General features: G+C 64.0%; 21 protein-coding genes. 14 read left to right on the top strand and 7 right to left on the bottom strand.

Annotated elements, in window-relative coordinates; all coding sequences use genetic code 11:
- Nucleotides 1-230 precede the first annotated feature (230 nt).
- Nucleotides 231-1,895 (bottom strand): DNA repair protein RecN, encoded by a 1,665-nt coding sequence (recN, locus tag I6L48_RS10425; RefSeq protein ID WP_216988041.1) that lies wholly within the window; start codon nucleotides 1,893-1,895, stop codon nucleotides 231-233.
- A gap of 306 nt (nucleotides 1,896-2,201) precedes the next feature.
- Here recN and I6L48_RS10430 point away from each other — a divergent pair, with 306 nt between their 5' ends.
- Nucleotides 2,202-3,359 carry a GGDEF domain-containing protein gene (locus I6L48_RS10430; RefSeq protein WP_216988042.1) on the top strand — a complete coding sequence of 386 codons (1,158 nt, stop codon included), beginning with the start codon at nucleotides 2,202-2,204 and terminating at the stop codon, nucleotides 3,357-3,359.
- A 24-nt stretch (nucleotides 3,360-3,383) separates the two neighbouring features.
- On the opposite strand, the gene nadK is transcribed toward I6L48_RS10430, so the two are convergent.
- A complete protein-coding gene (nadK, locus tag I6L48_RS10435) occupies nucleotides 3,384-4,268 on the bottom strand; it encodes an NAD(+) kinase (RefSeq protein ID WP_010673644.1) in 885 nt (294 codons plus the stop codon).
- A gap of 263 nt (nucleotides 4,269-4,531) precedes the next feature.
- Between nadK and grpE the strand changes: the two genes are divergently transcribed.
- From grpE to I6L48_RS10475, 8 genes are all read left to right on the top strand, one after another.
- Nucleotides 4,532-5,107: a nucleotide exchange factor GrpE gene (gene grpE, locus I6L48_RS10440; RefSeq protein ID WP_216988043.1), complete on the top strand. Its 576-nt coding sequence runs from the start codon at nucleotides 4,532-4,534 to the stop codon at nucleotides 5,105-5,107.
- Between the two features lie 283 nt (nucleotides 5,108-5,390).
- Entirely contained in the window at nucleotides 5,391-7,319 is a 1,929-nt protein-coding gene (dnaK, locus tag I6L48_RS10445) for a molecular chaperone DnaK (RefSeq protein ID WP_010673646.1), read from the top strand.
- Between the two features lie 254 nt (nucleotides 7,320-7,573).
- Nucleotides 7,574-8,710 carry a molecular chaperone DnaJ gene (gene dnaJ, locus I6L48_RS10450; protein WP_039039235.1) on the top strand — a complete coding sequence of 379 codons (1,137 nt, stop codon included), beginning with the start codon at nucleotides 7,574-7,576 and terminating at the stop codon, nucleotides 8,708-8,710.
- A gap of 264 nt (nucleotides 8,711-8,974) precedes the next feature.
- On the top strand, nucleotides 8,975-10,465 hold the full coding sequence (locus tag I6L48_RS10455; RefSeq protein ID WP_080767822.1) for a carbohydrate porin: 1,491 nt from the start codon (nucleotides 8,975-8,977) through the stop codon (nucleotides 10,463-10,465).
- A 111-nt stretch (nucleotides 10,466-10,576) separates the two neighbouring features.
- Nucleotides 10,577-11,536, top strand: coding sequence for an aminoimidazole riboside kinase (locus I6L48_RS10460; RefSeq protein WP_216988044.1), 960 nt, complete (start codon nucleotides 10,577-10,579; stop codon nucleotides 11,534-11,536).
- 83 nt (nucleotides 11,537-11,619) lie between these two features.
- The gene (locus tag I6L48_RS10465; protein WP_041214803.1) at nucleotides 11,620-12,984 is read left to right on the top strand and encodes a sucrose-specific PTS transporter subunit IIBC; all 1,365 of its coding nucleotides are present in this window, start codon (nucleotides 11,620-11,622) and stop codon (nucleotides 12,982-12,984) included.
- The gene (locus I6L48_RS10470) at nucleotides 12,984-14,399 is read left to right on the top strand and encodes a sucrose-6-phosphate hydrolase (RefSeq protein ID WP_216988045.1); all 1,416 of its coding nucleotides are present in this window, start codon (nucleotides 12,984-12,986) and stop codon (nucleotides 14,397-14,399) included. Before I6L48_RS10465 ends, I6L48_RS10470 begins: the two co-directional genes overlap by 1 nt.
- Nucleotides 14,400-14,426: 27 nt before the next feature.
- Complete coding sequence (locus tag I6L48_RS10475; protein WP_216988046.1) at nucleotides 14,427-15,437, top strand: substrate-binding domain-containing protein; 1,011 nt, start codon at nucleotides 14,427-14,429, stop codon at nucleotides 15,435-15,437.
- Between the two features lie 78 nt (nucleotides 15,438-15,515).
- Here I6L48_RS10475 and I6L48_RS10480 read toward each other — a convergent pair whose 3' ends face one another.
- The 4 genes from I6L48_RS10480 to I6L48_RS10495 form a co-directional block, all read right to left on the bottom strand.
- A complete protein-coding gene (locus I6L48_RS10480) occupies nucleotides 15,516-16,244 on the bottom strand; it encodes an MgtC/SapB family protein (protein ID WP_203764636.1) in 729 nt (242 codons plus the stop codon).
- Nucleotides 16,245-16,426: 182 nt separating this feature from the next.
- The gene (locus tag I6L48_RS10485) at nucleotides 16,427-16,804 is read right to left on the bottom strand and encodes a hypothetical protein (RefSeq protein ID WP_216988047.1); all 378 of its coding nucleotides are present in this window, start codon (nucleotides 16,802-16,804) and stop codon (nucleotides 16,427-16,429) included.
- A gap of 371 nt (nucleotides 16,805-17,175) precedes the next feature.
- Nucleotides 17,176-18,447, bottom strand: a complete 1,272-nt coding sequence (locus tag I6L48_RS10490; RefSeq protein ID WP_216988048.1) for an NAD(P)/FAD-dependent oxidoreductase — start codon at nucleotides 18,445-18,447, stop codon at nucleotides 17,176-17,178.
- Nucleotides 18,448-18,499: 52 nt separating this feature from the next.
- Nucleotides 18,500-18,685, bottom strand: a complete 186-nt coding sequence (locus I6L48_RS10495; RefSeq protein WP_041213243.1) for a DUF2892 domain-containing protein — start codon at nucleotides 18,683-18,685, stop codon at nucleotides 18,500-18,502.
- 85 nt (nucleotides 18,686-18,770) lie between these two features.
- Here I6L48_RS10495 and I6L48_RS10500 point away from each other — a divergent pair, with 85 nt between their 5' ends.
- The 5 genes from I6L48_RS10500 to I6L48_RS10520 are packed head-to-tail and all read left to right on the top strand — an operon-like array spanning nucleotide 18,771 to nucleotide 24,165.
- The gene (locus tag I6L48_RS10500; RefSeq protein ID WP_039039225.1) at nucleotides 18,771-19,085 is read left to right on the top strand and encodes a helix-turn-helix transcriptional regulator; all 315 of its coding nucleotides are present in this window, start codon (nucleotides 18,771-18,773) and stop codon (nucleotides 19,083-19,085) included.
- A complete protein-coding gene (locus I6L48_RS10505; protein WP_042881673.1) occupies nucleotides 19,082-19,495 on the top strand; it encodes a YeeE/YedE family protein in 414 nt (137 codons plus the stop codon). Before I6L48_RS10500 ends, I6L48_RS10505 begins: the two co-directional genes overlap by 4 nt.
- 13 nt (nucleotides 19,496-19,508) lie before the next feature.
- Complete coding sequence (locus I6L48_RS10510) at nucleotides 19,509-19,955, top strand: YeeE/YedE family protein (protein WP_216988049.1); 447 nt, start codon at nucleotides 19,509-19,511, stop codon at nucleotides 19,953-19,955.
- A gap of 39 nt (nucleotides 19,956-19,994) precedes the next feature.
- Nucleotides 19,995-21,014, top strand: coding sequence for an efflux RND transporter periplasmic adaptor subunit (locus I6L48_RS10515; RefSeq protein ID WP_216988067.1), 1,020 nt, complete (start codon nucleotides 19,995-19,997; stop codon nucleotides 21,012-21,014).
- The gene (locus tag I6L48_RS10520) at nucleotides 21,007-24,165 is read left to right on the top strand and encodes an efflux RND transporter permease subunit (protein WP_216988050.1); all 3,159 of its coding nucleotides are present in this window, start codon (nucleotides 21,007-21,009) and stop codon (nucleotides 24,163-24,165) included. Before I6L48_RS10515 ends, I6L48_RS10520 begins: the two co-directional genes overlap by 8 nt.
- A gap of 33 nt (nucleotides 24,166-24,198) precedes the next feature.
- On the opposite strand, the gene I6L48_RS10525 is transcribed toward I6L48_RS10520, so the two are convergent.
- Nucleotides 24,199-26,586 (bottom strand): diguanylate cyclase, encoded by a 2,388-nt coding sequence (locus I6L48_RS10525; protein ID WP_254203247.1) that lies wholly within the window; start codon nucleotides 26,584-26,586, stop codon nucleotides 24,199-24,201.
- Nucleotides 26,587-26,642: the final 56 nt, after the last annotated feature.

Raw genomic sequence — 26,642 nt, forward strand, 5'->3', positions numbered from 1 at the left:
ATGGCGATGGAAACCCGACTGGGTGATGACCAGGCTGGCAGGTTCAGACTGAGCATCAAGACACGTGCCGCGGATTAGCCGGGGCAGCCCCTCGTTCTTTCTTGCGGCTCACGGCATAGGTCAACCAGGCCGGCGCCGTCGGCAAGAGGCTTCAACTGGCCACCGCGATGATGACTCGGTCAATCTGAAGGGGCCGACATGGACGGGGGGATATCCCGCCCGCCCCGTGGTCAGCTTGCGAGCAACTCACGGGCATTGGCCAGGGTGTTGTCGGTAATCTGATCGCCCCCCAACAGGCGGGCCAGTTCGTTGAGCCGGGCGCCCGGGGTGAGCGCCTGCATCTGGGTTTCCGTTGTCTTGCCGTCGGTGTGTTTGCTCACCACCATGTGCTGGTGACCCTTGCCTGCCACCTGGGGCAGGTGGGTGACCACCATCACCTGGGTGGATTCGCCGAGCTGGCGCAACAGGCGGCCCACCACGGCGGCGGTCGGGCCGCTGATCCCCACATCCACTTCGTCAAAGATAAGGGTCGGGGTGGAGATCTTGCGTGCACTGATCACCACGATGGCGAGGCTGATACGCGACAGCTCGCCGCCGGAAGCCACCTTGCCAAGGGGTTGGATGGGCTGACCCGGGTTGGTGGTGACCATGAACTCCACCCGATCGATGCCAAGGGGCGAGAGGCTGCTCTGGGCATCGGGTCGCACCTCGATGGCGAAGCGGCCATCGGGCATCGCCAGTTCGTGCATGCTGGCGCTTACCTTGGCGCCCAGCTCCTCGGCATAGCGCTGGCGGCTCTGGCTCAGGGCCTCGGCGGCCTGCACGAAGGCTTGGCGGGCCGAGGCCAGCTCGTCTTCCATCCCCTCGAGTCGCTCTTCGTCGGAGTTGAGGCGGGCCAGATCGGCGGCCAGCTCCTGATGGTGCAGGGCCAGCTCCGCCGGTTTGACATGGTGCTTGCGTGCCAGGTTGATGGCCTTGGAGAGGCGGCTCTCCAGCTCGTTGAAGCGCTCTGGATCCAGTTCCAGCCGGTCGAGATAGCTGCGCAGCTCGCTGTGGCTCTCCTGTACGCCGATCAGGGCTTCGTTGAGCATGCCGAGCACGTTGCCAAGCCGGCTGTCCATGCCGACCAGGTTCTCGGCCCTGTCCACGGCCGTCTGCAGCAGACCGGCGATGGTGGTCTCTTCATTGTCATAGAGCAGATCGAGGCAATACCCGCACTCCTGCATCAGCTCGGTGCCATTGGCGAGTCGCTGATGCTCCTCTTCAATCTCTTCAAACTCTCCCGGCTGAAGGGCAAATTCGTCCAGCTCCTGCACCTGGTATTCGATGAGTTGACGGCGGGCTTCCCGCTGCTGCTGCTCGGCCTTGAGCCGGTTGAGCTCGTTTTGCAACTGGCGCCACTGCTGGTAGTGGCGGCGCACATCGTCGAGGAGCAGATGATGACCGGCGTAGCCGTCCAGCAGGGCGAGCTGGTAATCGGGTTTGAGCAGCATCTGGTGAGCGTGCTGACCGTGGACGTTGACCAGCAGTTGACCCAGGTTCCTGAGCTGGGCGAGGGGGACGGGAACCCCGTTGATATAGCTGCGAGAGCGCCCCTCGGCGGACAGTACCCGCCGGACGATGCACTCACCGTCATTTTCAAGCTCGTTGGTGGCGAGCCAGGCCCGGGCGGCAGGATTACCCTCCAGCAGGAAGCGGGCACTCACCTCGGTCTTGTCGCTGCCCGGGCGCACCATGCTGGCTTCGGCGCGCTCCCCCAGGCACAGCCCCAGAGCATCGATGGCGATGGATTTGCCCGCCCCGGTCTCCCCGGTGATGCAGGTCATCCCCGGTTGCAGATCGAGCTCGAGAAACTTGACGATGGCGAAGTTGTTGACGGTCAGCTGGGTCAGCATGGTCTCATCCTGTATGGGTCAACATTACTGTGTATGCATCCAGTATATACTGGTTTTATATACAGTAAAGTGGGCAGGGAGGATTTTTGCGAAACAGGGGGAGGGCAAGGATGTCAAGGCCGCGGCATGAGTGTGACGCCGATCAGATGGCCTGCAAAATCAACCTGCGTACCTGGCATGGGCTGAGGCGATGCGAGAAGCCACCTTGAGGGGCTCTCTTGTGGTGAGTGGCTGGCTGAGACACACTCGAAACAGTCCTGGTTGAGCCTGGGCTGTGTACAGACCTCTTCGCAAGGATGCGTCAAGATGATCCATACCCCAACCCTGCTGCTGATCTCCCTGGCAATCAACCTGATGTCGGGGCTGATCATGCTGTTCATCCACTCCCTGAAGCCGGGTCGAGGCAACTTTCTGTACTGGTCCCTCTCCGCTTTTCTCTTCTCCCTCTCCATCCTGCTGCTCAGTCTGGGGGTATTGGGAGGGTATCCGGCGCTGGGCATCCGGGTCGGCGGCCTGGTCTCGCTCATGAGCATCCTGCTGTTGCTCGCCGGTTTTTGTGCGCTTTACGAGCGCGCATGGCATCCCCGTGCCGTGAGGGGAGGCGTGGCGGTGTTGCTGCTGCTCTATCTGGGATTGTCCAGCCTCGCCCCCGTGCGCATTGTGCTGGCTCTGATGGAGTCGATGTTGTACCTGTGGTGCGCCTGCCTCATCGTCTCTCTCGGCCGGCAACAGAAGCGGGTGCTCCATGTGGTGGCGCTCATTTACCTGCTGCATTTCACCATCCTGCTGAGTCAGGGGGGGCTGCTCTTGCTGGGAGCCGAAGGGCGGATGGGAGACGGAGGCTGGCTCGATCTCATCTTCTTCATGCACATGGTGCTGACCATCGGCTCGGTGTTGCTGCTGCCTCTGGTGGCCTATGTGGAGACGGAGGAGGCATTGCTGGCGCTCTCGGAGCGGGATCCCCTCACCGGGGTGCTTAATCGGCGCGGCCTCTTCAGGCAGGGAGAGGGGGCTACGCCTGGCCAGACGCGCTGCGTGGTGGTCCTGGACATCGATCACTTCAAGCGGGTCAACGACCAGTTTGGTCACGGCTGCGGGGATGAGGTCATTCGCTATGTGGCCGGGGTGCTGGTGGCCGAGGTACGCAAGGATGATCTGGTGGGGCGCATCGGTGGCGAGGAGTTCGCCATCATCATGGGGGGCGTGAGCGGCCAGATGGCCCGCGACATCTGTGACCGGATCCGCCGCCAGATAGAGACGGGCTCCCGGCAGGGGGCCTGCCTGCCGTGCGAGGGGGTTACGGTGAGCATGGGGGTCGTGTGCGCCAGTGCCGAGGCTGACCTGGCACTGATGCTGACCAAAGCCGATGCTGCCATGTACCGGGTGAAGGAAGCGGGGAGAAACGGGGTGCATCTGGCATTCGAGCCGGCACCGCCTCGGCTGGTCGAAAGCAGCGAGGGGTAGACCCTCGCCACCGGTGTTGCCTGGCTAGAAGAGCTTGCTGCCCCAACCGAGCTTGTTGCGCAGCACGTGGAAGTAGCTGTAATCCAGCGGATGCACCAGATGCAGCTTGTGGCTGCTCTTCTTGATAAGGATCTCGTCCCCCGGGTGGACCGCCAGGGTGACCTGGCCGTCGCAGCTCACTTGCATGGCGTCGTCCTGGTTGTCCGGCGAGACCAGCAGCCGCACTTCGCTGTCCGCATCCAGCACGATGGGGCGGCTGCTCAGGGTGTGCGGGAACATGGGCACCAGCGTGATGGCGTTGAGTTTGGGGGTGAGAATGGCGCCCCCTGCCGACAGGGAGTAGGCGGTGGAGCCGGTGGGTGTCGCCACTATGATGCCGTCCGAGCGCTGGCTGTACATGAAGCTGCCGTCGATGTAGACCTCGAATTCGATCATGTGGGCGATCTTGCCCGGGTGAAGCACCGCCTCGTTGACCGCGAGGTTGCTCGACTTGCGCTCCCCGTGGCGATAGACGGCGGCCTCCAGCAGGAAGCGATGCTCGCTCTTGAAGTGACCCGAGAGCACCTGCTCCAGGGGCAGCAGATAATCCTGGGGCGAGAGATCGGTCAGGAAGCCGAGGTTGCCCCGGTTCACCCCGATCACCGCCACATCGAACCGTGACAGCACCCGGGCGGCCCCCAGCATGTTGCCGTCACCGCCGACGACGATGGCGAGATCCGCCTGCTCGCCGAGCTGCACCAGATCCATCACGTTCTCCCCGAGCAGCCCCAGGGTATGGGCCACCCGGCTCTCCAGCAGCACGCGAAAGCCGCGGCTGGTCAGGTACTGATACAGGCCGGTCAGGGTCTGGTTGGCCCCCTCGTGATGGGGCTTGCCGATGAGGGCAACGGTTTTGAACGGAGAATCCATAGGTTATCGGGTCTGGGAGAGTCTTGGGGGGAGTATACCGCGCTTTGCCGGGGATTTGTCTGCCTCCGTGGCGGTTGGTGCAATCGGCCCCGAAAAGGGGCTGCCTGGCACGCGGATGGGCGCCATTGTGCCCGATCTGCCCTTTTCCCCTTGAAAGCCGGGGCTGTGTCCCCATAATAGCGCCAACACAGGGTCTGCTGGCGCGTGTCGCTTGTCTGAACGCCAGCCACCCTCACACGCAACCCCTGAATATTGGAGATGTCATGAGCCACGAAGAACAAAAGGTTGAAGCGATGGAGCAAGTGGAAGCCCAGCCAGTCGAGCCGACCGATGTAGACAGTGAAGTGACAGCCGAGCAGGCCCGCATCGTCGAGCTGGAGGCCCAGCTGGAGGCGGCCCAGCAGGCTTCCCTGGAAGAGCGGGAGCGCGCCATTCGCGCCGTCGCCGAGATGGAGAACCTGCGTCGCCGTGCCGCTCAGGACGTGGAGAAAGCCCACAAGTTTGCACTGGAGAAGTTCGCCGCAGAGCTCTTGCCGGTGCTGGACAACCTGGAGCGCGCCATCGAGCTGGCGGACAAGGAGAACGACACCCTCAAGCCGATGATTGAAGGGGTCGAGCTGACCCTGAAATCCATGCAGAGCGGCGTGGCCAAGTTCGGCCTGGTGGCGCTGGACCCGACCAACCAGCCGTTCGACCCCAATGCCCACCAGGCCATGAGCATGGTGCCCAGTGCCGACGTGGCGCCGAACACCGTGATCGCCGTGATGCAGAAGGGCTACGAGCTCAACGGCCGCGTCATCCGCCCGGCCATGGTGATGGTCTCCAAGTCCGCTGACTGATCACGCTGTTCTCACCAAGCCCGCCGCTTGGCGGGCTTTTTGTTGGATGTGGCGCCAGAAAACGTGTCTGGCGTCATTTGGCTGTCAGGTGGCCTGTATGCAGGTTTTTTCAGGGCCGGACTTGAAGCGCCGACTTGAGACCCCATATAGGTTGCAAGGCCACGGCGGCACAAAAAATTTGATGCCGGGAGCTTGAAAGCCACAGTGGCAGGCCCCACCTAGCCGTTAACGTATCAAGGCGAGCCCCTCGCCAGTTTATTCAAAGTATTTGGAGATTCGTCAAATGGGTAAAATCATCGGTATTGACCTGGGTACTACCAACTCCTGCGTCGCTATTCTGGATGGCGACCATGCTCGCGTGATCGAGAACGCGGAAGGCGACCGTACTACTCCGTCCATCATTGCCTATGCCGATGACGGCGAAATCCTGGTTGGTCAGCCGGCCAAGCGTCAGGCCATCACCAACCCGAAGAACACGCTGTTCGCCATCAAGCGTCTGATCGGCCGTCGTTTCGAAGATGACGAAGTACAACGTGACCTGAAAATCATGCCGTACGCCATCGCCAAGGCCGACAACGGTGACGCCTGGGTCGAGGTGAAAGGCAAGAAAATGGCACCGCCGCAGATCTCTGCAGAAGTGCTGAAAAAGATGAAGAAGACCGCCGAGGACTACCTGGGCGAGCCGGTGACCGAAGCCGTCATCACCGTACCGGCCTACTTCAACGACGCCCAGCGTCAGGCCACCAAGGATGCCGGTCGCATCGCCGGTCTGGACGTCAAGCGCATCATCAACGAGCCGACTGCGGCTGCGTTTGCCTACGGCGTCAACAAGGTCAAGGGCGAGCGCAAGGTTGCCGTATATGACTTAGGGGGCGGTACCTTCGATATCTCCATCATCGAGATCGACGAAGTCGAAGGGGAAACCACCTTCGAAGTACTGGCGACCAACGGTAACACCCACCTGGGTGGTGAAGACTTCGACAACCGCGTCATCAACTACCTGGTTGACGAGTTCAAGCGCGAGCAGGGCATCGACCTGCGCAACGACCAGCTGGCTCTGCAGCGTCTGAAAGACGCCGCCGAAAAAGCCAAGATCGAGCTCTCTTCTGCCCAGCAGACCGACGTGAACCTGCCGTACATCACAGCAGATGCCACCGGTCCGAAGCACATGAATATCAAGGTGACCCGCGCCAAGCTGGAATCCCTGGTGGAAGACATGGTGAAAGACTCCCTGGAGCCGGTTCGTGTCGCCCTGAAAGACTCCGGTCTGGCGGTTGGCGAGATCGACGACGTCATCCTGGTGGGCGGTCAGACCCGTATGCCGCTGGTTCAGAAGACCGTGGCCGACTTCTTCGGTAAAGAGCCGCGCAAAGACGTCAACCCGGACGAAGCCGTGGCCATGGGTGCTGCCATCCAGGGTGCCGTACTGTCCGGTGACAAGACCGACGTACTGCTGCTGGACGTGACTCCGCTCTCCCTGGGGATCGAGACCATGGGCAGCGTGATGACCGCGCTCATCGAGAAGAACACCACCATTCCGACCAAGAAGTCCCAGGTGTTCTCCACCGCCGAAGACAACCAGTCTGCCGTGACCATTCACGTGCTGCAGGGTGAGCGCAAGCGCGCCAGCGACAACAAGTCCCTGGGCCAGTTCAACCTGGAAGGCATCCGCCCGGCACCGCGCGGTCTGCCGCAGATCGAAGTGACCTTCGACATCGATGCCAACGGCATCCTGCACGTCTCCGCGAAAGACAAGGAGACCAACAAGGAGCAGAAGATCACCATCCAGGCCTCTTCCGGTCTGTCTGATGACGAGATCGAACGCATGGTACGCGAAGCCGAAGCCAACGCGGCCGAGGACAAGAAGTTCGAAGAGCTGGTGCAGGCCCGCAACCAGGCTGACGGTCTGGTCCACTCCGTGCGCAAGCAGGTCACCGAAGCCGGTGAAGCCCTGCCTGCCGACGAGAAGACCAAGATTGAGACTGCCCTGAGCGAGCTGGAATCCGCCATCAAGGGTGACGACAAGGCTGCCATCGAAGCCAAACAGCAGGCTCTGCTGGAAGCGTCCCAGAAGCTGATGGAAATTGCCCAGCAGCAGGCTCAGGCGCAAGGCGCCGCCGGTGCTGACGCCGGTCAGTCCTCCTCTTCTGCCAAGGCTGACGACGACGTGGTCGACGCCGAGTTCGAAGAAGTGAAAGACGACAAGAAATAAGCCCGACCCGGATGGGCGAAGTCCGCTTCGCCCATCGGCTCAGAATCTGTTCACGGTCTGTCGCGAGAGGCCGTCAGCAAGGTAAAGAGCAGCGCAGGAACCGGAGCGTACAGATATACGTGAGGATTCCGAGCAGCACATGAGCCTTGATCACGGCTTCGTAGTAAGAGTGTGAGCAGATTCGTCAATGAATTTACGGGCGTTGGGTAACCAACGCCCGTCTGCGTAACTGCTGATATAGCAACAGGATGAGTATGTCGAAGCGCGATTTCTACGAAGTGCTCGGGGTGTCGAAAGGTGCCGACGAGCGCGAGATCAAGAAGGCGTACAAGCGTCTGGCCATGAAGTATCACCCGGATCGCAACCAGGGTGATGCCGGGGCTGAAGAGAAGTTCAAAGAGGTCAAGGAAGCCTACGAGGTCCTGACCGACGAGAACCTGCGTGCCCGTTATGACCAGTACGGTCATGCCGGGGTGGATCCGAGCCAGGGTGGCGGCCACGGCGGCTTTGGCGGTGGCGCCGATTTCGGCGACATCTTCGGCGACGTGTTTGGCGACATCTTCGGTGGTCGCGGGGGCGGTCGTCGCGGCCCGGCCCGTGGCTCCGACCTGCGCTACAACATGGAGCTGACGCTGGAAGAGGCGGTGCGCGGGGTCTCCAAGGAGATCAAGATCCCGACCCAGGTCCACTGCGAAGTGTGCAACGGCTCCGGTGCCCATACCGGCAGCCAGGCCCAGACCTGCCCCACCTGCCACGGCTCCGGCCAGGTGCAGATGCGCCAGGGCTTCTTCGCGGTGCAGCAGCCCTGCCCCCACTGTCACGGTCGCGGCAAGATCATCAAGGATCCGTGCCGCAAGTGCCATGGGGAAGGGCGCTATCAGAAAACCAAGACCCTGTCGGTCAAGATCCCGGCCGGGGTCGATACCGGGGATCGCATCCGTCTCTCCGGCGAAGGGGAAGCGGGGGAAACCGGCGCATCGGCGGGGGATCTGTACGTACAGGTTCACGTGCGCGAGCACGAGATCTTCGTCCGTGACGGCAACGACCTCTACTGCGAAGTGCCCATCAGCTTTACCACGGCGGCGCTCGGCGGCGAGATTGAAGTGCCGACCCTGGATGGCCGGGTCAAGCTCAAGGTGACCCCGGAGACCCAGACCGGCAAGCTGTTCCGCCTGCGGGGCAAGGGCGTCAAGTCCGTGCGCTCCGGCCAGGTGGGGGATCTGATGTGCAAGGTGGTGATCGAGACTCCGGTCAAGCTGACCGAGACCCAGAAAGATCTGCTGCGCCAGCTGGACGACTCCTTCAGCGGCGCCGCTGCCAAGACCCACAAGCCGAAATCTGAGGGCTTCTTCGAAGGGGTGAAACGCTTCTTCGACGACCTGACCAAATAAACGCGACCCGCGTTACCCAAGCCGGCACGGATGTGCCGGCTTTTTTTTGCCCGCCATCTGGCCTGGATCCCCCCTTATTGAGTGGATCCCGATGAGGGATCCTCCTCACAACTTCCGCCAATTCCCCCTGTACAAATGTTATCCCGCTCACACTCCTGCTGAAACGGTTTAGCTGGCATATTGAGTCAGCTAAAGCGGTTTAGCTATCCTCGGCTTGTCAACAACAACAGAGCCCGGACGGGCGACAGAAGACAGGTGAGGACGATGACGATGTTCAAGAGCAAGTTGGCGCTGGCCGTGGCGCTGGGATTGGGAATGAGCAGCCCGCTGTGGGCGGCGGATGGTGGTATCGAAGCCAGGCTGGCGGCGCTGGAGGCGCGGGTGCAGGCAGCCGAGGCGCGCGCCACCGCTGCCGAAGCGCGGGCCGATGAGGCCCAGAGCAAGGCGAGCGAAGCCCGCGAGACCGCCGCCGTGGCCAAGGCCCAGAGCGAGAAGGTGGACAAGCAGACTGCCGGTGCCCAGGGCTTCGAGTTCCACGGCTATGCCCGCTCGGGCCTGCTGGTGAACGGCAACGGCAACGGTGGCCGCGGCGGCCCCTACATCACCCCGGCCGGCTCGGTGGGCGGCGCCGTGGGTCGCCTTGGCAACGAGGATGACACCTACATGGAGGCCAACCTGCTGAAGACCCAGACCTTCGACGATGGCAGCTGGGCCCGCTACAAGCTGATGCTGGCGGACGGGGTGGAGACCAGCAACGACTGGACCGCCAGCGATTCCAGCCTCAACACCCGCCAGGTGTTTGCCGAAATCGGCGATCTGGCGAGCTTCAGCGGTCCTTTCCAGCACTCGGTGCTCTGGGCGGGCAAGCGCTTTGACCGGGACAACTTCGACATCCACTGGCTCGACTCGGACGTGGTCTTCCTGGCCGGCACCGGCGGCGGCGTCTACGACGTGCAGCTGGCCGACAGCTGGAAGGCAAACTTCTCCCTCTACGGGCGCGACTACGGCGACATCAGCGCGAGCGGTCTCTCCGACATCGAAAGCTACATCCTCACCATGAACAACCGCGTTGGCAACTGGCAGTGGATGCTCAACGGCCTCTCCGCCAAGGACAACGAGGCGCGCATCAACGACGGCGGCGCGGGCAGCGAAGCGGCGAACAAGGGGGCCCACACCCTGGTGGCCTACCACGCCGACAGCTTCTTTGGCATTAACCCCGGTTTCTCCAAGGCGGCGGTGCTGTATGGCCACGGTCTGGGTGCCGAGCTCAAGGGGCTGGGCTCCGACAGCGAGCTGCTGCCGGATGCCGATGCGGTGCGGGTCGCCGTGTTTGGTGCCACCGATCTTGCACCCCGCTGGCGTGTCGCCCCGGCCCTGCTGGCCGAGCACAGCCAGGATCGTTACGTGAAGGGGGACGAGTACCGCTGGGTGACCCTCAATGGCCGCCTGGCCCAGGTACTGAGCCAGAACGTCGAGCTGGTCTACGAGGCGACCTGGCAGTACATGGACCTCGATCCCAAGGGCTACAAGGGTCGTCAGGCGGTGAGCGGCGATTTCACCAAGCTCACCTTCGCGCCGACCTTCAAGGCGCAGACCGCCGGCTTCTTCGAGCGGCCCGAGCTTCGGGTGTTCGCCACCTGGATGGACTGGTCCTCCGAGCTCGACAACTACGCCAGCTCCGATGCCATGGGCCAGAGCAACTTCACCGCCGGGGGCGAGTGGAACTTCGGCGTGCAGATGGAAACCTGGTTCTAGTTCGTTATCCCGATCACAAAAATGGCAGGCGGCCCCGGGATCTGTTGGTTAGCTAAAACGGTTTAGCTGATAATACGGACCCAGAACCCGGGGCTGACCCCGGCAAATCCTGTGCAGCAGTGGAGTAGCAACAAGGTGACGAATCGTGTGTGGGTAATGGGGGATGCGGTAGTGGACTTGATCCCGGAAGGGGAGCAGTACTACCTCAAGTGTCCGGGTGGCGCACCGGCCAACGTGGCGGTGGGCGTTGCCCGGCTCGGCGGGGAGTCGGCCTTCATTGGCCGGGTCGGCGCGGATCCCTTCGGCCGCTTCATGGGGGAGACCCTGGCCAGGGAGGGGGTCGACATTCGCCACCTGATCCTGGATCCGGCCCATCGCACCAGCACGGTGCTGGTGGATCTCGATGAGGCGGGGGAGCGCAGTTTCACCTTCATGGTGCGCCCGAGCGCCGATCAGTTCCTGAGCCCCGCCGATCTGCCGGTCTTCCAGGCCGGGCAGTGGCTGCTGACCTGCTCCATTGCGCTCGCCAACGAGCCGGTGCGCAGCAGTTGCCTGCAAGCCATGGCGACCATCCGGGCCGTCGGGGGGCGGGTCTGCTTCGACCCCAACCTGAGGCCAGAGGTGTGGGGCAACCCTGCCGAGATGCTGCCCGTGGTGCGCGAGGCCATGGCCCTTGCAGACGTGGTCAAGCTCTCGGTGGAGGAGCTGCAACTGCTGAGCGGTCTGGACGATATGGCGGCGGGGCTTGCCACTCTTTCAGGCCCGGCACTGGTGCTGGTGACCCGGGGGGCGGGGGGCGTGGTGGCTCGTCTGGGTGGCGAGTTGCTGGAGTGGGTGGGGCCCAAAGTGACGCCACTCGATACCACGGGGGCGGGGGACGCCTTCGTCGCCGGACTGCTGGCGGCCTTGGCCGAACGGACCTCGCTGCCGACGCAGGCCGAGCTGCCCGCCATCCTGGCCCAGGCCCACGGCTGCGGGGCGCTCGCCACCACCGCCAAGGGGGCGATGACGGCACTGCCCACCCGCACCCGGCTGGATGAATTTTTGCGATCAGGCGCAGACGGCTGTTGATCTGCGGCTAGAAGCCCGGCTCGACAGCCCCTACTCTCATGTGACAAGGGCCCGCCAGCGTGGCGGGTCATAAGAGGAAGAATATGAATATCAGTGCGATAGCCCAGGATCTGGTGCCCCTGCTCGGGGGCAAGGAGAACATCGTCAGCGCCGCCCACTGCGCCACCCGGCTGCGGCTGGTGCTGGCGGACGACAGCAAGGTGAACAAGGCCGCCATTGACAAGCTGGAGGGGGTCAAGGGGTGCTTCAGCAACGCCGGCCAGATCCAGGTCATTTTCGGCACCGGCCTGGTCAACAAGGTCTATGCGGAGTTCGTCACCCTGACCGGGACCGGCACCGCCAGCAAGGCGGAGCTGACCGACATGGCGACGGCCAAGCTCAACGTGGCCCAGCGTCTGGCGCGGACCCTCTCCAACATCTTCGTGCCCATCATTCCGGCCATCGTCGCCTCTGGCCTGCTGATGGGGCTGCTCGGCATGGTGCGCACCTACGGCTGGGTCAACGCCGACAGCGCCCTGTTCGTCATGCTCGACATGTTCAGCTCGGCAGCCTTCATCATTTTGCCCATCCTGATCGGCTTTACGGCGGCGCGGGAGTTTGGCGGCAATCCGTACCTCGGGGCGACCCTCGGCGGCATTCTGACCCACCCGGCCCTGACCAACGCCTGGGGCGTGGCCGGGGGCTTCAAGACCATGGACTTCTTCGGGCTGGATGTGGCCATGATCGGCTATCAGGGCACCGTCTTCCCCGTGCTGCTGGCGGTCTGGTTCATGTCACATCTGGAGAAGCAGCTGCGCAAGCGCATCCCGGACGCCCTGGATCTGATCCTCACGCCGTTTCTCACCGTCATCATCACCGGCTTCGTGGCGCTGCTCTTCATCGGCCCCGCCGGGCGGGTGCTGGGGGATGGCATCTCGTTCGGTCTGAGCGCCCTCTATGAGCAGGCAGGCTGGCTGGCGGGGCTGGTGTTTGGCGGGACTTATTCGCTCATCGTCATCACCGGCATCCACCACAGCTTCCACGCCATCGAGGCGGGGCTGCTGGCCAACCCTGCCATCGGCGTCAACTTCCTGCTGCCCATCTGGGCCATGGCCAACGTGGCCCAGGGGGGGGCTTGCCTCGCGGTCTACTTCAAGACCCGGGACGTGAAGATCAAGGCCATCACGGTGCCGGCGGCCATGTCCTGCCTGCTCGGTATCACCGAGGCGGCGATCTTCGGGGTCAACCTGCGCTACATCAAGCCCTTCCTGGCCGGTCTGTTCGGCGGGGCCTGCGGCGGCGCCTACGTGGTGGCGGCCAAGGTCGGCATGACGGCGGTGGGCCTGACCGGCATCCCGGGCATGGCCATCGTCCAGCCCATGAGTCTCATCCACTACGTCATCGGCCTAGTGATCGCCTTTGGCGCCGCTTTCGCCGCCTCCTACCTGCTCAAGTACAAGGTGGAGTGATGAAGGAAAGCCATCTCCTGAACCAGGTTGTCCGGTCCCTGCTGGCCGGACAGCTCAAGGCGGCGGCCGATCCCCATCGGCCCCGCTGGCACCTGGCAGCCCCGGTGGGGCTGCTCAACGACCCCAACGGTTTCATCGAGCACGACGGGCGCTACCACCTCTTCTACCAGTGGAACCCGCTCGGTTGCGAGCACCGCAACAAGGGCTGGGGGCATGTCACCTCCACCGATCTGCTGCACTGGCAGCACGAGCCGGTGGCGCTGCTGCCCACCGAGGCCTATGAGAGCCACGGCTGCTATTCGGGCTCGGCGGTGAGCGATGAGCAGGGGCGTCTGACCCTTATCTACACCGGCAACGTCAAATACCCGGACGGCAGCCGCACCGCCTACCAGTGTCTGGCCCGCGTCGACGGTGAGGGGGGCTTTGCCAAGCTGGGACCCGTGCTGGACCTGCCCGCAGGCTACAGCGGCCATGTGCGCGACCCCAAGGTGTGGCACGACGGTCGGCAGTGGCTGATGGTGCTGGGGGCCCGCACCCTGGACGATCGGGGTGAGGTGCTGCTCTATCGCGGTGACACCCTGGATGCCTGGACGCTGGTGGGCCCCATCGCCGGCAGCGGGCGCGGCGGTCTCGGGGAGTTTGGCTACATGTGGGAGTGTCCGGATCTCTTCCCCCTGGGAGATCGCCATGTGCTGATCAGCTGCCCGCAGGGGATTGCCCCGCAGGGAGAGGATTATCGCAACCTCTACCAGTGCGGCTGGCTGGCGGGTGATTTCGACGGCGAGCATTTCGCCCACGGGGCTTTCCATGAACTGGACCGGGGCTTCGAGTTCTATGCCCCCCAGACCACTCAGGACAGCCAGGGGCGGCGCCTGCTGTTCGGCTGGCTGGGCTTGCCGGAGGAGAACGAGATGAGCCAGCCCACTCTCGAGCACGGCTGGATCCACCAGATGAGCTGCCCGCGGGAGCTGTTCTGGCAGGATGAGTGGCTCTGCCAGCGGCCGGTGGCAGAGCTGGGCGCCCTGAAAGGGGAGCAGACCCGCTTCGAGGGGGCACTGGACGAGCTGCCTGCCCTGGCCATCGACTCGGCCTGGCTCGATGTGGCGCTGTGCGGTGAAGGGCGCCTCGGGTTCGGGGCCGTGGTCGAGCTGGTGTGGCAGCCGGGGCGTCTTGTCCTGCGGCGCCAGAACTGGCAGAGCGGGGAGTGGGAGGAGCGAAGCGCCCCCTGGCTTGGGGGCAAGATCACCGTCTTGTGTGATCGCTCCAGCCTGGAGTGCTTCGTCGATGGCGGGCGCCAGAGCTTGTCGACCCGTTACTTCCCCGGCGAAAACCCAGTACTTTCCGCACGTTGTGGTGGTGATGGCAGCAAAATTTGCCTCGATCACTGGCCGCTGGCGACCTGCCTAGTACAATAGCCCGGTCTCAGTGTGCCGGGAGGTCAGGTGGAGAAGAAGAAACGGATCACGATTGCCCAGATAGCCACGCTTGCGGGGGTCTCCAAGGCCACCGCCAGCCTGGTGCTCAACGGCAAGAGTGCGGAATACCGCATCGCCGACGATACCCGCAAGCGGATCCAGGCGGTGGCGGACGAGTGCCACTATCAGCCGAGCATCCATGCCCGCTCCCTGCGGGAGGTGCGCAGCTACACCTGGGGGCTGGTGATCCCCGACCTCACCAACTTCGGCTTCGCCAGCATCGCCCGTGCCCTGGAGGCCCGCTGTCGGGAGGCGGGGATCCAGCTGCTCATCGCCTGCTCAGAGGATGACCCCACCCTGGAGCAGCGGGTGGTGGACAACCTCATCAGCCGTCAGGTGGATGGCCTCATCGTCGCCTCCAGCGGCCACAGTGACGACATCTATGCCCGCATCCACGACCGCTTGCCGGTGGTGCAGCTCGACCGCCACATCGGTGAGTCGCGCCTGCCCATGGTGATCTCGGACGCCTGCAAGGCTACCGCCGAGCTGGTGCAGGATATGGCCGAGGATTGCGGGGAGGAGATCTACTACTTCGGCGGTCTGCTGGATCTCTCCCCCAGCCGCCACCGGCTGGCGGGTTACGAGCTCGGGTTGCACCGGGCCGGGCTGGAGGCCACTTCAGACCGGGTCCGCCACCGTGACTACCAGCCGAGCTCGGGCTATCAGCTGATGTCTGAGCTGGTGGATGAACTCGGGGCGCCGCCGAGGGGGCTTTTTACCGCCTCTTTCACCCTGCTGGAGGGGGTGCTGCGCTATCTCAACGAGGCGGGCCTGATGGAGACCGGCATGCGCCTGTGTACGTTCGACGATCACGATCTGCTCGACTGCATCCCCATGCGCATCGATTCCGTGGCCCAGGATTGCCCGGCCCTGGCCCGGGCCGCCTTCGAGATGATGCAGCAACTCATCGCGGGCAATCCCCCAGCCCAGACCGCCCAAGTCATCAACCCCAGGGTGCGCTGGCGCAGCCGCCGTTAGGCACACGGCTTCCCTTTCCTGTGAAAAAACCCCGCCGGATCCGGCGGGGCTTTTTGTGCTGCGGCTGGTATGAGGGCGTCAATCGGTGATGCTGGCTCGCCAGAAGATCTGCTTGATGTGAGGGTGCTCCCCGAGCGTGTTCATCAGGGCATCGAGCCTGGTGCCATCGATGGCGGTGGCGAGCAGCGCCGCCGAGATCTCGAGATCCTGATCGCCGAAGGGGGTGATGTCGAGCTCGCTCAGGGGGTAGTGGGCCTGCTCCAGCATCTGCTCGAGCCAGGGCAGTACCTCCTTCTGGTGAGCGCGGCCGATGAGAGCGGTCACATGATAGGTCACTTCGGTGTCCATGTTGTCCACCGGGTCACGGTTTATCTGGTTGACCAAGGGGCGCAGCAGGGTGTTGGCGGCCAGCACGAAGAGGGCGCCGAGGATGGCCTCCAGGGCGAACCCGGCGCCGCAGGCGGCCCCGACAGCGGCCACGCCCCACAGGGTGGCCGCTGTGTTGATGCCCCGGATGTTGCCGGATTCCCGCATGATGACGCCAGCGCCGAGAAAACCGATGCCGGAGACGATGTAGGCCACCACGTGGACGACCCCGTAACTGCCGCCATGCAGGTCATAGATGCGCTGGGCCAGGTTGACGAACAGGGCCGCCCCCACGGCGACCAGCACGTTGGTGCGAAGGCCGGCGGTGCGCTGGCGGTACTGGCGCTCCAGGCCGACCAGGCTGCCCAGCACGAAGGCGAGCAGCAGGCTGGCCAGGGTGTCGAGCAGGGCGAGAAAATCGAGTTGTTGCCACATTCTCATTAAGGGTCTCCTTCTGGGGATGCCGACCAGCCTTCACCCCCGGGTTGCGTGAGAGACGGGGGGCAAGGTCGACATCGTGGTGAATGCAAGGGCGCGACCCGCCTCCTGACGGGGCGGGATGGCGCAGAACAGAGTACAGGCCCTTCACGGTTGCCCGGGAAGGGCCCCGCCTCGTCCGAGGGTCAATGGCTGGTGGTGGTGTCGTCCCCGGCGCGGGGGCGCAGTTCCCAGCGTACCGGGTGGACAGCCCCGACCTGGTGGATGAACTGCACCAGATAGCGGCGCTGAGGCGGCGTGCAGTAGAGGCTCAGCACCAGCACGCGGCCTTCACCGCGCCCGGGCTGCATGGACTGCAGGGGACTGAGTCCGGCCGGTTGCAGAGTGTGGCTCACCGCCGCCAGCACCTGCTCCATGTCGGCTCTGTCTTCGCAGCGGATGTGCAGCCGATAGAGGTGCTGACGCCGTCTGCCACGTTGCCAGAGTGGTCGCAGGCCCCGTCCCAGTCTGCTCAGCAGGGAAGGGGATTTGTCAGCGACAGGGTTGTTTGAAATCAAGCGCATAGCAGCCTCCTTTTGGGAAGCAGAAACTATGCAGGCAAGGTGTCGTGGGATGAGTCCGCGTCACCTGACGTCAAGTGTGAAAAGCGGGGAAAAGAGGGATCCACTTCTCGCAGGGTGGCGAGTCGCGGCAGAGAAAAACCTGCGGCTAGCTCGCGACCAGGGGGCCGACGACGAGGGTCGGCGTGCGTCTGTCACTTGATGAGTTGCCCACCGATGGTCTCCGCTAGTGATAAAGAGGCGACATGGTAGCCGATACGGCGGCCTGGGTAAACCCCGAGCCCTTGATAGCAACATATTGAAACATAATAAAAAAGAGATGAAAGCGCCGGTAAAGGGAGCCCTCTTCCCTTCACCGGCGGGCCCTTGGGGGGTTACCGGGTCTTGTCGATGCCCAGGTATTTGAGCATCAGTTTTTCATAGATGGGTTCGGTGTCGCCCACCTGCATCTTGTGCAGGAAATACTTCTCGAACGCTATCTTGGCCAGGTGGACCCACTTCCCTTTCTTGAACCAGGCGACGTTGCGCGGCGGGATCTGCGGCATGGCCACGAAGGCGGCCCCTGTGTCCCCCATGTCCGCCAGACAGATGGCATTCCACACCGCCCGGGTGACCGGGGGCTGGCCGTCCAGCTCCGCCTTGATGTTGTGGCTCAGGGTGCGCACCATGGCCTCAATCATGTAGCCGGTCTTGGGCACCCCGGTCGGTACCGGCGTCTTGTGCTGGGGCGGGATGGCGATGCAGACCCCGGCGGCGTAAATCTGCGGGAAGACAGGGTTGCGCTGGTGTTCGTCGACGATGACGAACCCGTGGGGATTGACCAGCCCCTCGAGGCCCCGCAGGGGGCTGATGCCGGCGAAGGCGGGCAGCATCATGGCATGCTTGTAGGGGAGGCTGTGGGTGCGCTTGACGTTGCCATCTTCATCCAGCTCCTCCACCGTCATCACCCCATCCCTGGCTGCCACGGTGCGGGCATTGCAGATCCATTGCATGTCGCGCATGCGCAGCTCGCTCTCCAGCATGCCCTTGGAATCCCCTACGCCGTTGAGGCCGAGGTGACCGATGTAGGGTTCGCTGGTGACGAAGGTCATGGGCACGTCCTTTCTCACCTTCTTGTCGCGCAGGTGGCGATCGAGGATGAAGGCGTATTCGTAGGCCGGGCCGAAGCAGGAGGCGCCGGGCATGGCACCGACGATCACCGGACCCGGTTCGTCGAGCAGCCCGTTGACACTGTGCAGGCACTCCTCTGCGTGGGAGAGGGTACAGACGCTGGCGGTGCCGCCCGCCGTCGGGCCTGCTCCCTGCACCTCTTCAAAGGCGAGTGCGGGGCCGGTGCAGAGCACCAGAAAGTCGTAGTGCAGGTGCTGGCCATCGGAGAGGCGGATCTGCTGTTCGAGGGGTTGCAACCCGGTCAGGGCGGCGTGGATGAAGCGGATCCCCTTCTTCTTCACATGAGGCTCTATGGGGAGGGAGATATCCTTGCGCTCTCGCCACCGGACCGCAATCCACGTGTTCGAAGGGTTGAATTCAAAGTCGGGTTTGTCGTTCACCAGGATGACGTCGTGCTGCTTGCCGAGTTCGGCTTTGAGCTCGTAGGCGGCCGACATGCCCCCCAACCCTGCCCCGATGATGATGATGGTTGCCATAATGAGCCTCCGCTCTATTACACGGCTCCTGTGAGCCAATATGTCCGCCTGCCTATTTGAGCCCCATTCGCCTGAGCACGGCGGCGGCGGGACAGACCCCGGTGAACGCGCTCTGGATCAGGTTGACCCCGACAAAGACGCTCAACCAGACAAAGCCCGGGTGGACCCAGGCCGTGAGCAGCAGCGACAGCAGCAACATGCCACCCGCGACCACTCTGACTCCGTTATCGACGGTCATTTCTCGTCTCCTTTTGTTTAGTGATTGCTAATTTAGAATTGTTTTATATAATAGAGCAAATATCAGCAATTGCTAATTTAATCTTATGAGCCACTTCGACGAGATGAACCGACATGCGACAGCCGCCGCCGGCCTGCTCAAGGCGCTGGCTCATCCCGAACGCCTGATGGTGCTCTGCCAGCTGGTGGAAGGGGAGAAGGGGGTCGGGGAGCTGCTGGCCCACAGCCAGCTCGGGCAGTCGGCCTTCTCCCAGCAACTGTCGGTATTGAAGCGCCAGGGCCTTATCCGCTCGCGCAAAGTCTCCCAGCAGATCTACTACTCCCTGGTGAGCGAGGCGGCGGCCGATGTGCTGGCGGCGCTGCAAACCCATTTTTGTCACTCAGATGAGGAAATTCGATGATGGAAAGCCAATGGCTGCTCTCGTTGGGGGGCGGCATGCTGGCGGGGCTCTCGGCCCTGATCCTGATGTTGTTCAACGGCCGGGTGGCCGGGATCAGCGGCATTCTGGCCGGTGCAATGCAGTACAAGACCCCCTGGCGGGTGCTGTTTCTGCTGGGATTGGGACTGGGGGCCTGGCTGGCGCTGACCCTGGGTTGGGCCACAATGCCCGCCTTTGATGCCTTGCCCGGCTGGCCCGTGGTGCTGCTGGCCGGCCTGCTGGTAGGCATCGGCACCCGCCTTGGCAATGGCTGCACCAGCGGTCACGGCATCTGCGGCATGGGGCGGCTGTCGACGCGCTCCGTGGTGGCGACGCTCACCTTTATGGGGATGGGCGTGGCGACCGTGTTCTTTACTCACCACATGTTTTGACGGGTTGATTGCCATGAAATTGCTGACAAGTCTGTTTGCGGGTCTGTTGTTCGGGCTGGGGATGGCCCTCTCCGGGATGATGGATCCGGCGCGGGTCACCGGGTTTCTCGATCTGGCCGGTGCCTGGGATCCCAGCCTGGCCTTCGTGATGGGGGGGGCCCTGGCTGTCTTCATGCCGGGCTACTTCCTGCTGGTGAAGCCCCGTCGTCTGAGCCTGCTGGGGGAACCCATGGCCCGGGTTCCCGCTCCCGTGCTGGATCGCCGCCTGATTGGCGGGGCCGCACTGTTCGGGATCGGTTGGGGCCTGGTCGGCATCTGTCCAGGGCCTGCCTTGAGTCTCATTTCCAGCGGACAGCCCATGATATTGTTGTTCATCGGGGCCATGGCGGCCGGGAGCCTGCTGGTGGACAAGGTCTGGAACAGGGTGCTGGAGAAGGCTCGCCAGCACCGTATTGCCTGAGTTTTCAAGGTGCCAATGAGCCAGGGAAGGAGAATCATGATGAACACAATCCGGTTGCTGGTGACCACCCTGCTGGTCATGACATCCACCCTGGTGGCGGCCGAGGAGGCCAAGGGGCCGCTGACGCTGACCCCGCAGCGCGTCACCGACTGGCTCACCCTGAGCGGTACCGTGAGCGCCATTCATCAGGGGACGGTCGCGGCCCAGACCAGTGGCCGCGTCTCCCGCATGCTGGTGGATGTGAACGACGAGGTACAGGCCGGGCAGCCCCTGCTCGAGATAAGCGGCAAGGAGCAGTCTGCCGCCGTGACCGGCGCCGAGGCGCGGGTGGCCAGGGCCCAGGCCCAGCAGGTGGAGGCCGAGCGCCAGCTCACCCGTTATCAGGCCCTCATCGCCAAGGGGGTGATCACCCGGGCCCAGCTCGACAACGCCCAGGCAACGGATCGGGCCGCCCGCGCCGAGGTCAATGCCGCCGAGGCCGCCCTCATCCAGGCCCGGGAAGCCTACGGCTATACCCGTATCCTCGCCCCCTACGCCGGGGTGGTGACCAGGCGGCTGGTGGAGCTGGGGGAGACGGTGGCCCCCGGTACGCCGCTGCTATCCGGTTTCTCCCTGGGCGAGCTGAGGGTGGAGCTGGAGCTGCCCCAGTCCGCGCTGGCTCTCGCCGGCCAGCCGTCGGATGTGCAGGTGCTGCTGCCCGGTGGCAAGGCCGTGACTCCCGTCAAGCTGACCCGCTTCAACTACGCCGACAGCCAGAGCCACAGTTTCCGGCTGCGCCTCGATCTGCCGCCGAACACGGCAGGGGTGCTGCCCGGCATGTGGCTCAAGGTGCAGCTCAAACAGGGTGAGCGTCAGGTGTTGCAAGTGCCGGAGCCCGCCCTGCTGCGGCAGGGGGAGTTCAACGGCGTCTACCTCAAAGAAGGGGAAGGATGGGCCCTGACCCCGGTGCGGGTCGGCCACTGCGAGGCTGGGCTGTGCGAGGTCCTGGCGGGTCTCAAGGGCGGTGACACCCTGGCCCCCGATGCCTGGAGCCGTCAACAGGAGGTGCCCCATGAGTAGCGATCTGAACGACAACCATGGCCGCCTGGGGCCGGCGGGTCGGCTGGCGGCCCTGTTTCAGGGCTCGGCCATCACCCCGCTGCTGGCGCTGGTGGGGCTCTTGCTCGGCCTCTTTGCCGTGCTGGTGACCCCCAAGGAGGAGGAGCCCCAGATCGATGTCACCTTCGCCGACGTCTACATTCCCTTCCCGGGTGCCAGCCCGGCAGAGGTGGAATCCCTCGTCACCACCCCTGCCGAGCAGGTGGTCTCCCAGATAAAGGGGATAGATACCCTCTACTCCTTCTCCCAACCCGATGGTGCCCTGCTGGTGGTGGTGTTCAAGGTAGGCGTGAGCCGGGAGCAGGCCATCGTGGATCTCAACAACCAGCTCGACTCCAACCGCGACTGGTTGCCACAGGGGATCGGAGTCGGTCAGCCACTGGTAAAACCCCGGGGGATCGATGATGTGCCCATCGTCAGTCTGACCCTCTGGAGCAAGCAACTGGGGGCCCCCGATCTGACCCGGGTCGCCCACGAGCTGGAGACCGAACTCAAGCGCATTCCCGGTACTCGCGATATCTACACGCTGGGCAGCCAGAGCGCCGTGCTGCGGGTGATGCCGGACCCGGCGGCCCTCAGCGCTCATGGCATCAGCTGGGGCGAACTGAGCCAGCGTCTCTCGGCCGCCAACCGGGTGGGCCCGACACTGGCCATCGAGCAGGACAACCGGGAAATCAAGGTGCAGGTGGGGCAGTTCCTGCAAAGCGAGCAGGAGGCTAGAGAGCTGGTGGTGGGGTTGCACGACGGCAAGCCCGTCTATCTCGGTGAGGTGGCCCGGGTGGCGCTTGGGGAAGAGACCCCGGTCCAGCGCAGCTGGATGGGGCAGGGGCAAGCCAGCTACCCGGCGGTGACCCTGGCCATCGGCAAGCAGCCGGGGCAGAACGCGGTGGAGGTGGCCAAGCGGGTGGAGGCACGGGTCGAGAGCCTCAGGAACCGGCTCATCCCGGCTGGCGTCGAGGTGACGGTGACCCGTGACTACGGCGTCACCGCCGAGACCAAATCCAACACCCTCATCGGCAAGCTCATCTTTGCCACCACGGCGGTGGTATTGCTGGTGCTGGTGAGCATGGGGTGGCGCGAGGCGCTGGTGGTGGGGGTCGCCATCGTCATCACCCTCGCACTGACCCTGTTCGCCTCCTGGGCATGGGGCTTTACCCTCAACCGGGTGTCCCTCTTTGCGCTTATCTTCTCCATCGGCATCCTGGTGGATGACGCCATCGTCGTGGTGGAGAACATCCACCGCCATCGCGGCCTGGGCAAGGGGTCCCTCAAGGATCTCATTCCGGGCGCGGTGGACGAGGTGGGGGGGCCGACCATACTGGCGACCCTGACCGTCATCGCGGCCCTGCTGCCCATGGCCTTCGTCAGTGGCCTGATGGGCCCCTACATGAGCCCCATCCCCATCAATGCCAGCATGGGGATGCTTATCTCCCTGCTGGTGGCCTTTATCTTCTCCCCCTGGCTGGCCAATCACCTGCTCAAACGCGAGGGGCGTGTCGCCCACGGGGAGGCCAAGGCCGGGCTCTTTCACCGGCTGATGACCCCCTTCCTGATGGGGGCGGGTGCCAAAAGAGCGAGACACAAGCTCTGGCTGGCCATCCTGCTGCTGGTGGCGGGGGCGGCTGCCATGCCCGTGGTGCAGTGGGTGGTGCTCAAGATGCTCCCCTTCGACAACAAGTCGGAATTCCAGCTGGTGCTCGACATGCCGGAGGGGGCGACCCTGGAGCAGACCGAGCGCACCCTGCTGGCGGTGGGTCGGGAGCTCGCCAGGGTGCCCGAGGTGAAGGATTACCAGATCTACGCCGGCACCGCCGCCCCCATCAACTTCAACGGGCTGGTGCGCCACTACTTCATCCGCAGCGGCGCCAACGTGGGGGACATCCAGGTCAATCTGGTGGACAAGCATGAACGGGATCGCAGCAGTCACGAGATTGCCCGGTCGGTGCGTGCGCCCTTGCAGGCCATCGCCAGCGCGGCAGGGGGCAATCTCAAGGTGGTGGAGGTGCCCCCGGGACCGCCTGTCTGGTCGCCCATTGTCGCGGAAGTGTATGGCCCGACGCAGGCCGCCCGCGAAGCCGCTGCCCGCGCCGTACAGGCCCGCTTTGTGGCCACGGCGGATCTGGTGGACGTGGACATCTATCTGACCGACCCCCAGCCCAAGTGGCGGCTGGTGGTGGATCGCGCCCAGGCGGCCCTGCTCGGGGTCGATCTCGGGGATCTGGTGGCGACCCTCAACGGGGGCGTGGGTTATCAGGATGCCAGCTGGCTGCAGGGGCAAGGCGCCAAGTATCCGGTGCCGATCCGCATCGAGCTCGCCCCCGGTGACAAGCGGGATCTGACCGGCATCCTGGCTCTCAAGGTACGCAGCCAGAGCGGCCAGCTGGTGCGGGTCTCCGAGCTGGTGAGCCGTCGTGACGAGGTGGCCCCCAGCTACCTCATGCACAAGAACATGCAGCCCATGGTGATGGTGGTGGCTGACATGGGCGGCCATACCGACAGCCCGCTCTACGGCATGTTTGCCGCCGGTGCCGACATCTCGCTGCCACAGTATTACGTGCATCAGCCCGACAAGCTGGGGGAGGTGGCGCTCTTGTGGGACGGGGAGTGGAAGATAACCTACGAGACCTTCCGCGACATGGGGCTAGCCTACGGAGTGGGGATGATCCTCATCTACCTGCTGGTGGTGGCCCAGTTCCGCTCCTATCTGGTGCCGCTCATCATCATGGCCCCCATTCCGCTCACCCTCATCGGGGTGATGCCGGGTCACGCCCTGCTGGGGGCCCAGTTTACCGCCACCTCGATGATCGGGATGATCGCCCTGGCCGGGATCATCGTGCGCAACAGCATCCTGCTGGTGGATTTCATCGAGCAGCAGCGGGCGAGTGGCATGGCGTTCGAGCAGGCGGTGATCGAGGCGGCGCAGGTGCGAGCCAAACCCATCATGCTGACGGCGCTGGCGGCCATGATAGGGGCGATTTTCATCCTGGATGACCCCATCTTCAATGGCCTCGCCATCAGCCTGATCTTCGGGATCCTGGTCTCCACCCTGCTCACCCTGGTGGTGATCCCGCTGCTCTACTACAGCCTGCTCGTTTGCCGAAGTCAGAGGTAAATACAGGGGGCCAATGCCCCCTGTTTTCTGGCATCACACCGCCTCGCGGGTATCGCAGGTTTTCATCAGGGGGAAATAACGGCGATCCGCCTGGCTCATGTGGCCCACGACCAGCTCCTGGATGATGAAGTTGAGCAGGGCGTCGTTGCCAAGGGCACCCGCCTGTGCGGCCGCCATCAGCTGACCGGCTTTTTTCAGCAGATGCTGGTGCTCCTGGCGATGGGCCGCCAGCTCCTCATAGCCGTATTGCGCGAGGACCTGCTCTTCGAAGAGGAAGTGCTGGCGCGCGACCTCGAATATCTGCGCCATGTCTGCCAGCAAGGCATCCGGATGGATGCCGGGATCCTGCATGTGCTCGAGCAAGCGGTTGGCCAGCAGGAAGAGCTGGCGATGTTCCTCATCGATGCGGGGGTGGCCGCATGCGTGGGCGGGCTGCCATTGCAGGGTGCCGGGGAGGGGCTCCTGCCCGGAGGAAAACAGGCAGACCCTGCCCCGGCCATGGTGCTTGGCCTGATACATGGCCTGATCGGCGTGGTGCATCAGGGTCTTGGGATCGGCGCCGTGATCCGGGTAGAGGGCGACCCCTATGCTGCCGGAGATGCGCAGCGCCTGCTGTTCAAGCTGGAAGGGGTGATGCAGGCAGTGGTGCAGCTTGTCGGCGACCGCGAGGCCTGAGACATCCGTATCGGGCAGCATGATGACAAACTCGTCTCCCCCAAGGCGTGCCACCAGGTCTTCTTCCCTGACGCACTCCCCCATGCGCTCGGCCACCAGCTTGAGCAGCAGGTCGCCGGTTTCGTGGCCGAAGGTGTCATTGATGGGCTTGAAGTGGTCGAGATCGATGAAGACCAGGGCCAGGGGCTGCTGTGGAGCCTGCTCCAGGGTCTCCTTGAGCCGCTGTTGCAGCAGGCGGCGGTTGGCCAGGCCGGTGAGGGGGTCATAGAAGGCGAGGCGGCGCATCATCTCCTCCCGGGCCGAACGTTCGGTGACATCCCGGGTCACCCCCAAAATGGCGTCCGGTCTTGTGCTGGTGCTGCCGTGCAAGGTGGTGACCGTCTCGATGGTCACCAGATGACCCTGCTTGTGGCGCAGCTGGGAGTGGATGACGCACCGGGTCTGCCCATGATCCCCCCGTTGCCAGGCCTCGAGGGAGACGGTGATGCCGTCGCGAAGCTGTTTCCAGGACTCATCGGGGAGCAGCTGGCGCAGGGAGAGGGCAAAGAGTTCGGCGGGTTCATAGCCGCTCAGGGATGCGATGGCGGGGCTGATGTAACGAAAACGCAGGCTATTGGTATCCATGGTCCAGATCACGTCGCCGCTGTTCTCCGCCACGAAGCGGTAGTGCTGCTCGCGCTGTGCCAGTTCCCGGGTGAGCCGCTGTCGGTCACTGGCCTCTTCCCGCAGACGCAGATAGAGGTGCAGGAAGACGCCGAGCAGGGCCAGCAGGGAGAAAGAGATCAGCATGGCGATGGCCACGCTCCTGTCGAGCAGTTGGCGCTGCTGACGAAGGCTCGCCTGGGTACTGTTGTAGAGGAAGGAGGTGAGGTTGGGCACCGCCTTGATCATCCCGGCCTCCTGGTAGGTGCGGGCGATCTGCTGCCAGCGATCCTGCTGCATGTAACCGGGCTCGATGATGTCGGGCTGCATCAGGGTCCGGGTTTCACGGGCCTCGAAGGCGAGCGCCTCGCGCCCGACCCCGCTGGGGTAGTGCTCCAGGATCAGGTTGATCATCTCCTCGGGATGATCCATGGCATAGCGCCACCCCTTGAGGCTGGCCTGCAAGAAGCGCTGGACCCGCTCCTGCTGGTTGATGACCTCACTCTCCGAGGTGAAGAGGTTGTCTCCGTAGAAGTCGTAACCGATGTCGCGGGGGCTGAACACCCGGAAGGGAATACCCTGTTGCTGCAGGGTGAAGGGCTCGGTTGTGCTGTAGGCGCTGATGACGTCCGCCTCGCCCCTCAGCAGTGCCTGGACCCCCCGTTCGTAGGGCAGGGTCTCCCACTGCCGGCTGCGGGTGTAGCGATGCAGGTAGGTGAGCAGCTCGTTGGAGCCGGGTTCGAGCATCAGCCGCTTGTTGGCCAGATCGCCCGGGGTCTGGATATCCGGCCGCTCCAGGGTGATGAGCATCAGGGGGGAGTGCTGCAACATGGCGGCGAGCACCACCACTGGGCGGCCAGCTGCCCGGGCCAACAGCAGATCGCTGCCGCGGATGCCAAACTGGGCGCGACCCGTGGTGACTTCATTGATGACGTCGGTGCCCGGCCCCGCCTCCCGCAGGGTGACCTGCAGGCCTACCTCCTGGTAGAACCCCTTGGCGATGGCGGCGTAGTAACCGGCAAACTGGAACTGGTGCTGCCAGGGAAGTTGCAGGATGACGCGCTCATCCGCCCTGAGGGGAGCCGTGGTCAGGGTGGCAATCATCACCCAGAAGGGCAGAAGCCAGCGTACAGGCTGGCGAGATGCATCGGACTCCGTCA

Origin of the sequence: Aeromonas sp. FDAARGOS 1418 (genome assembly GCF_019048585.1) — a bacterium.
GTDB classification, from domain to species: Bacteria; Pseudomonadota; Gammaproteobacteria; order Enterobacterales; family Aeromonadaceae; genus Aeromonas; species Aeromonas caviae.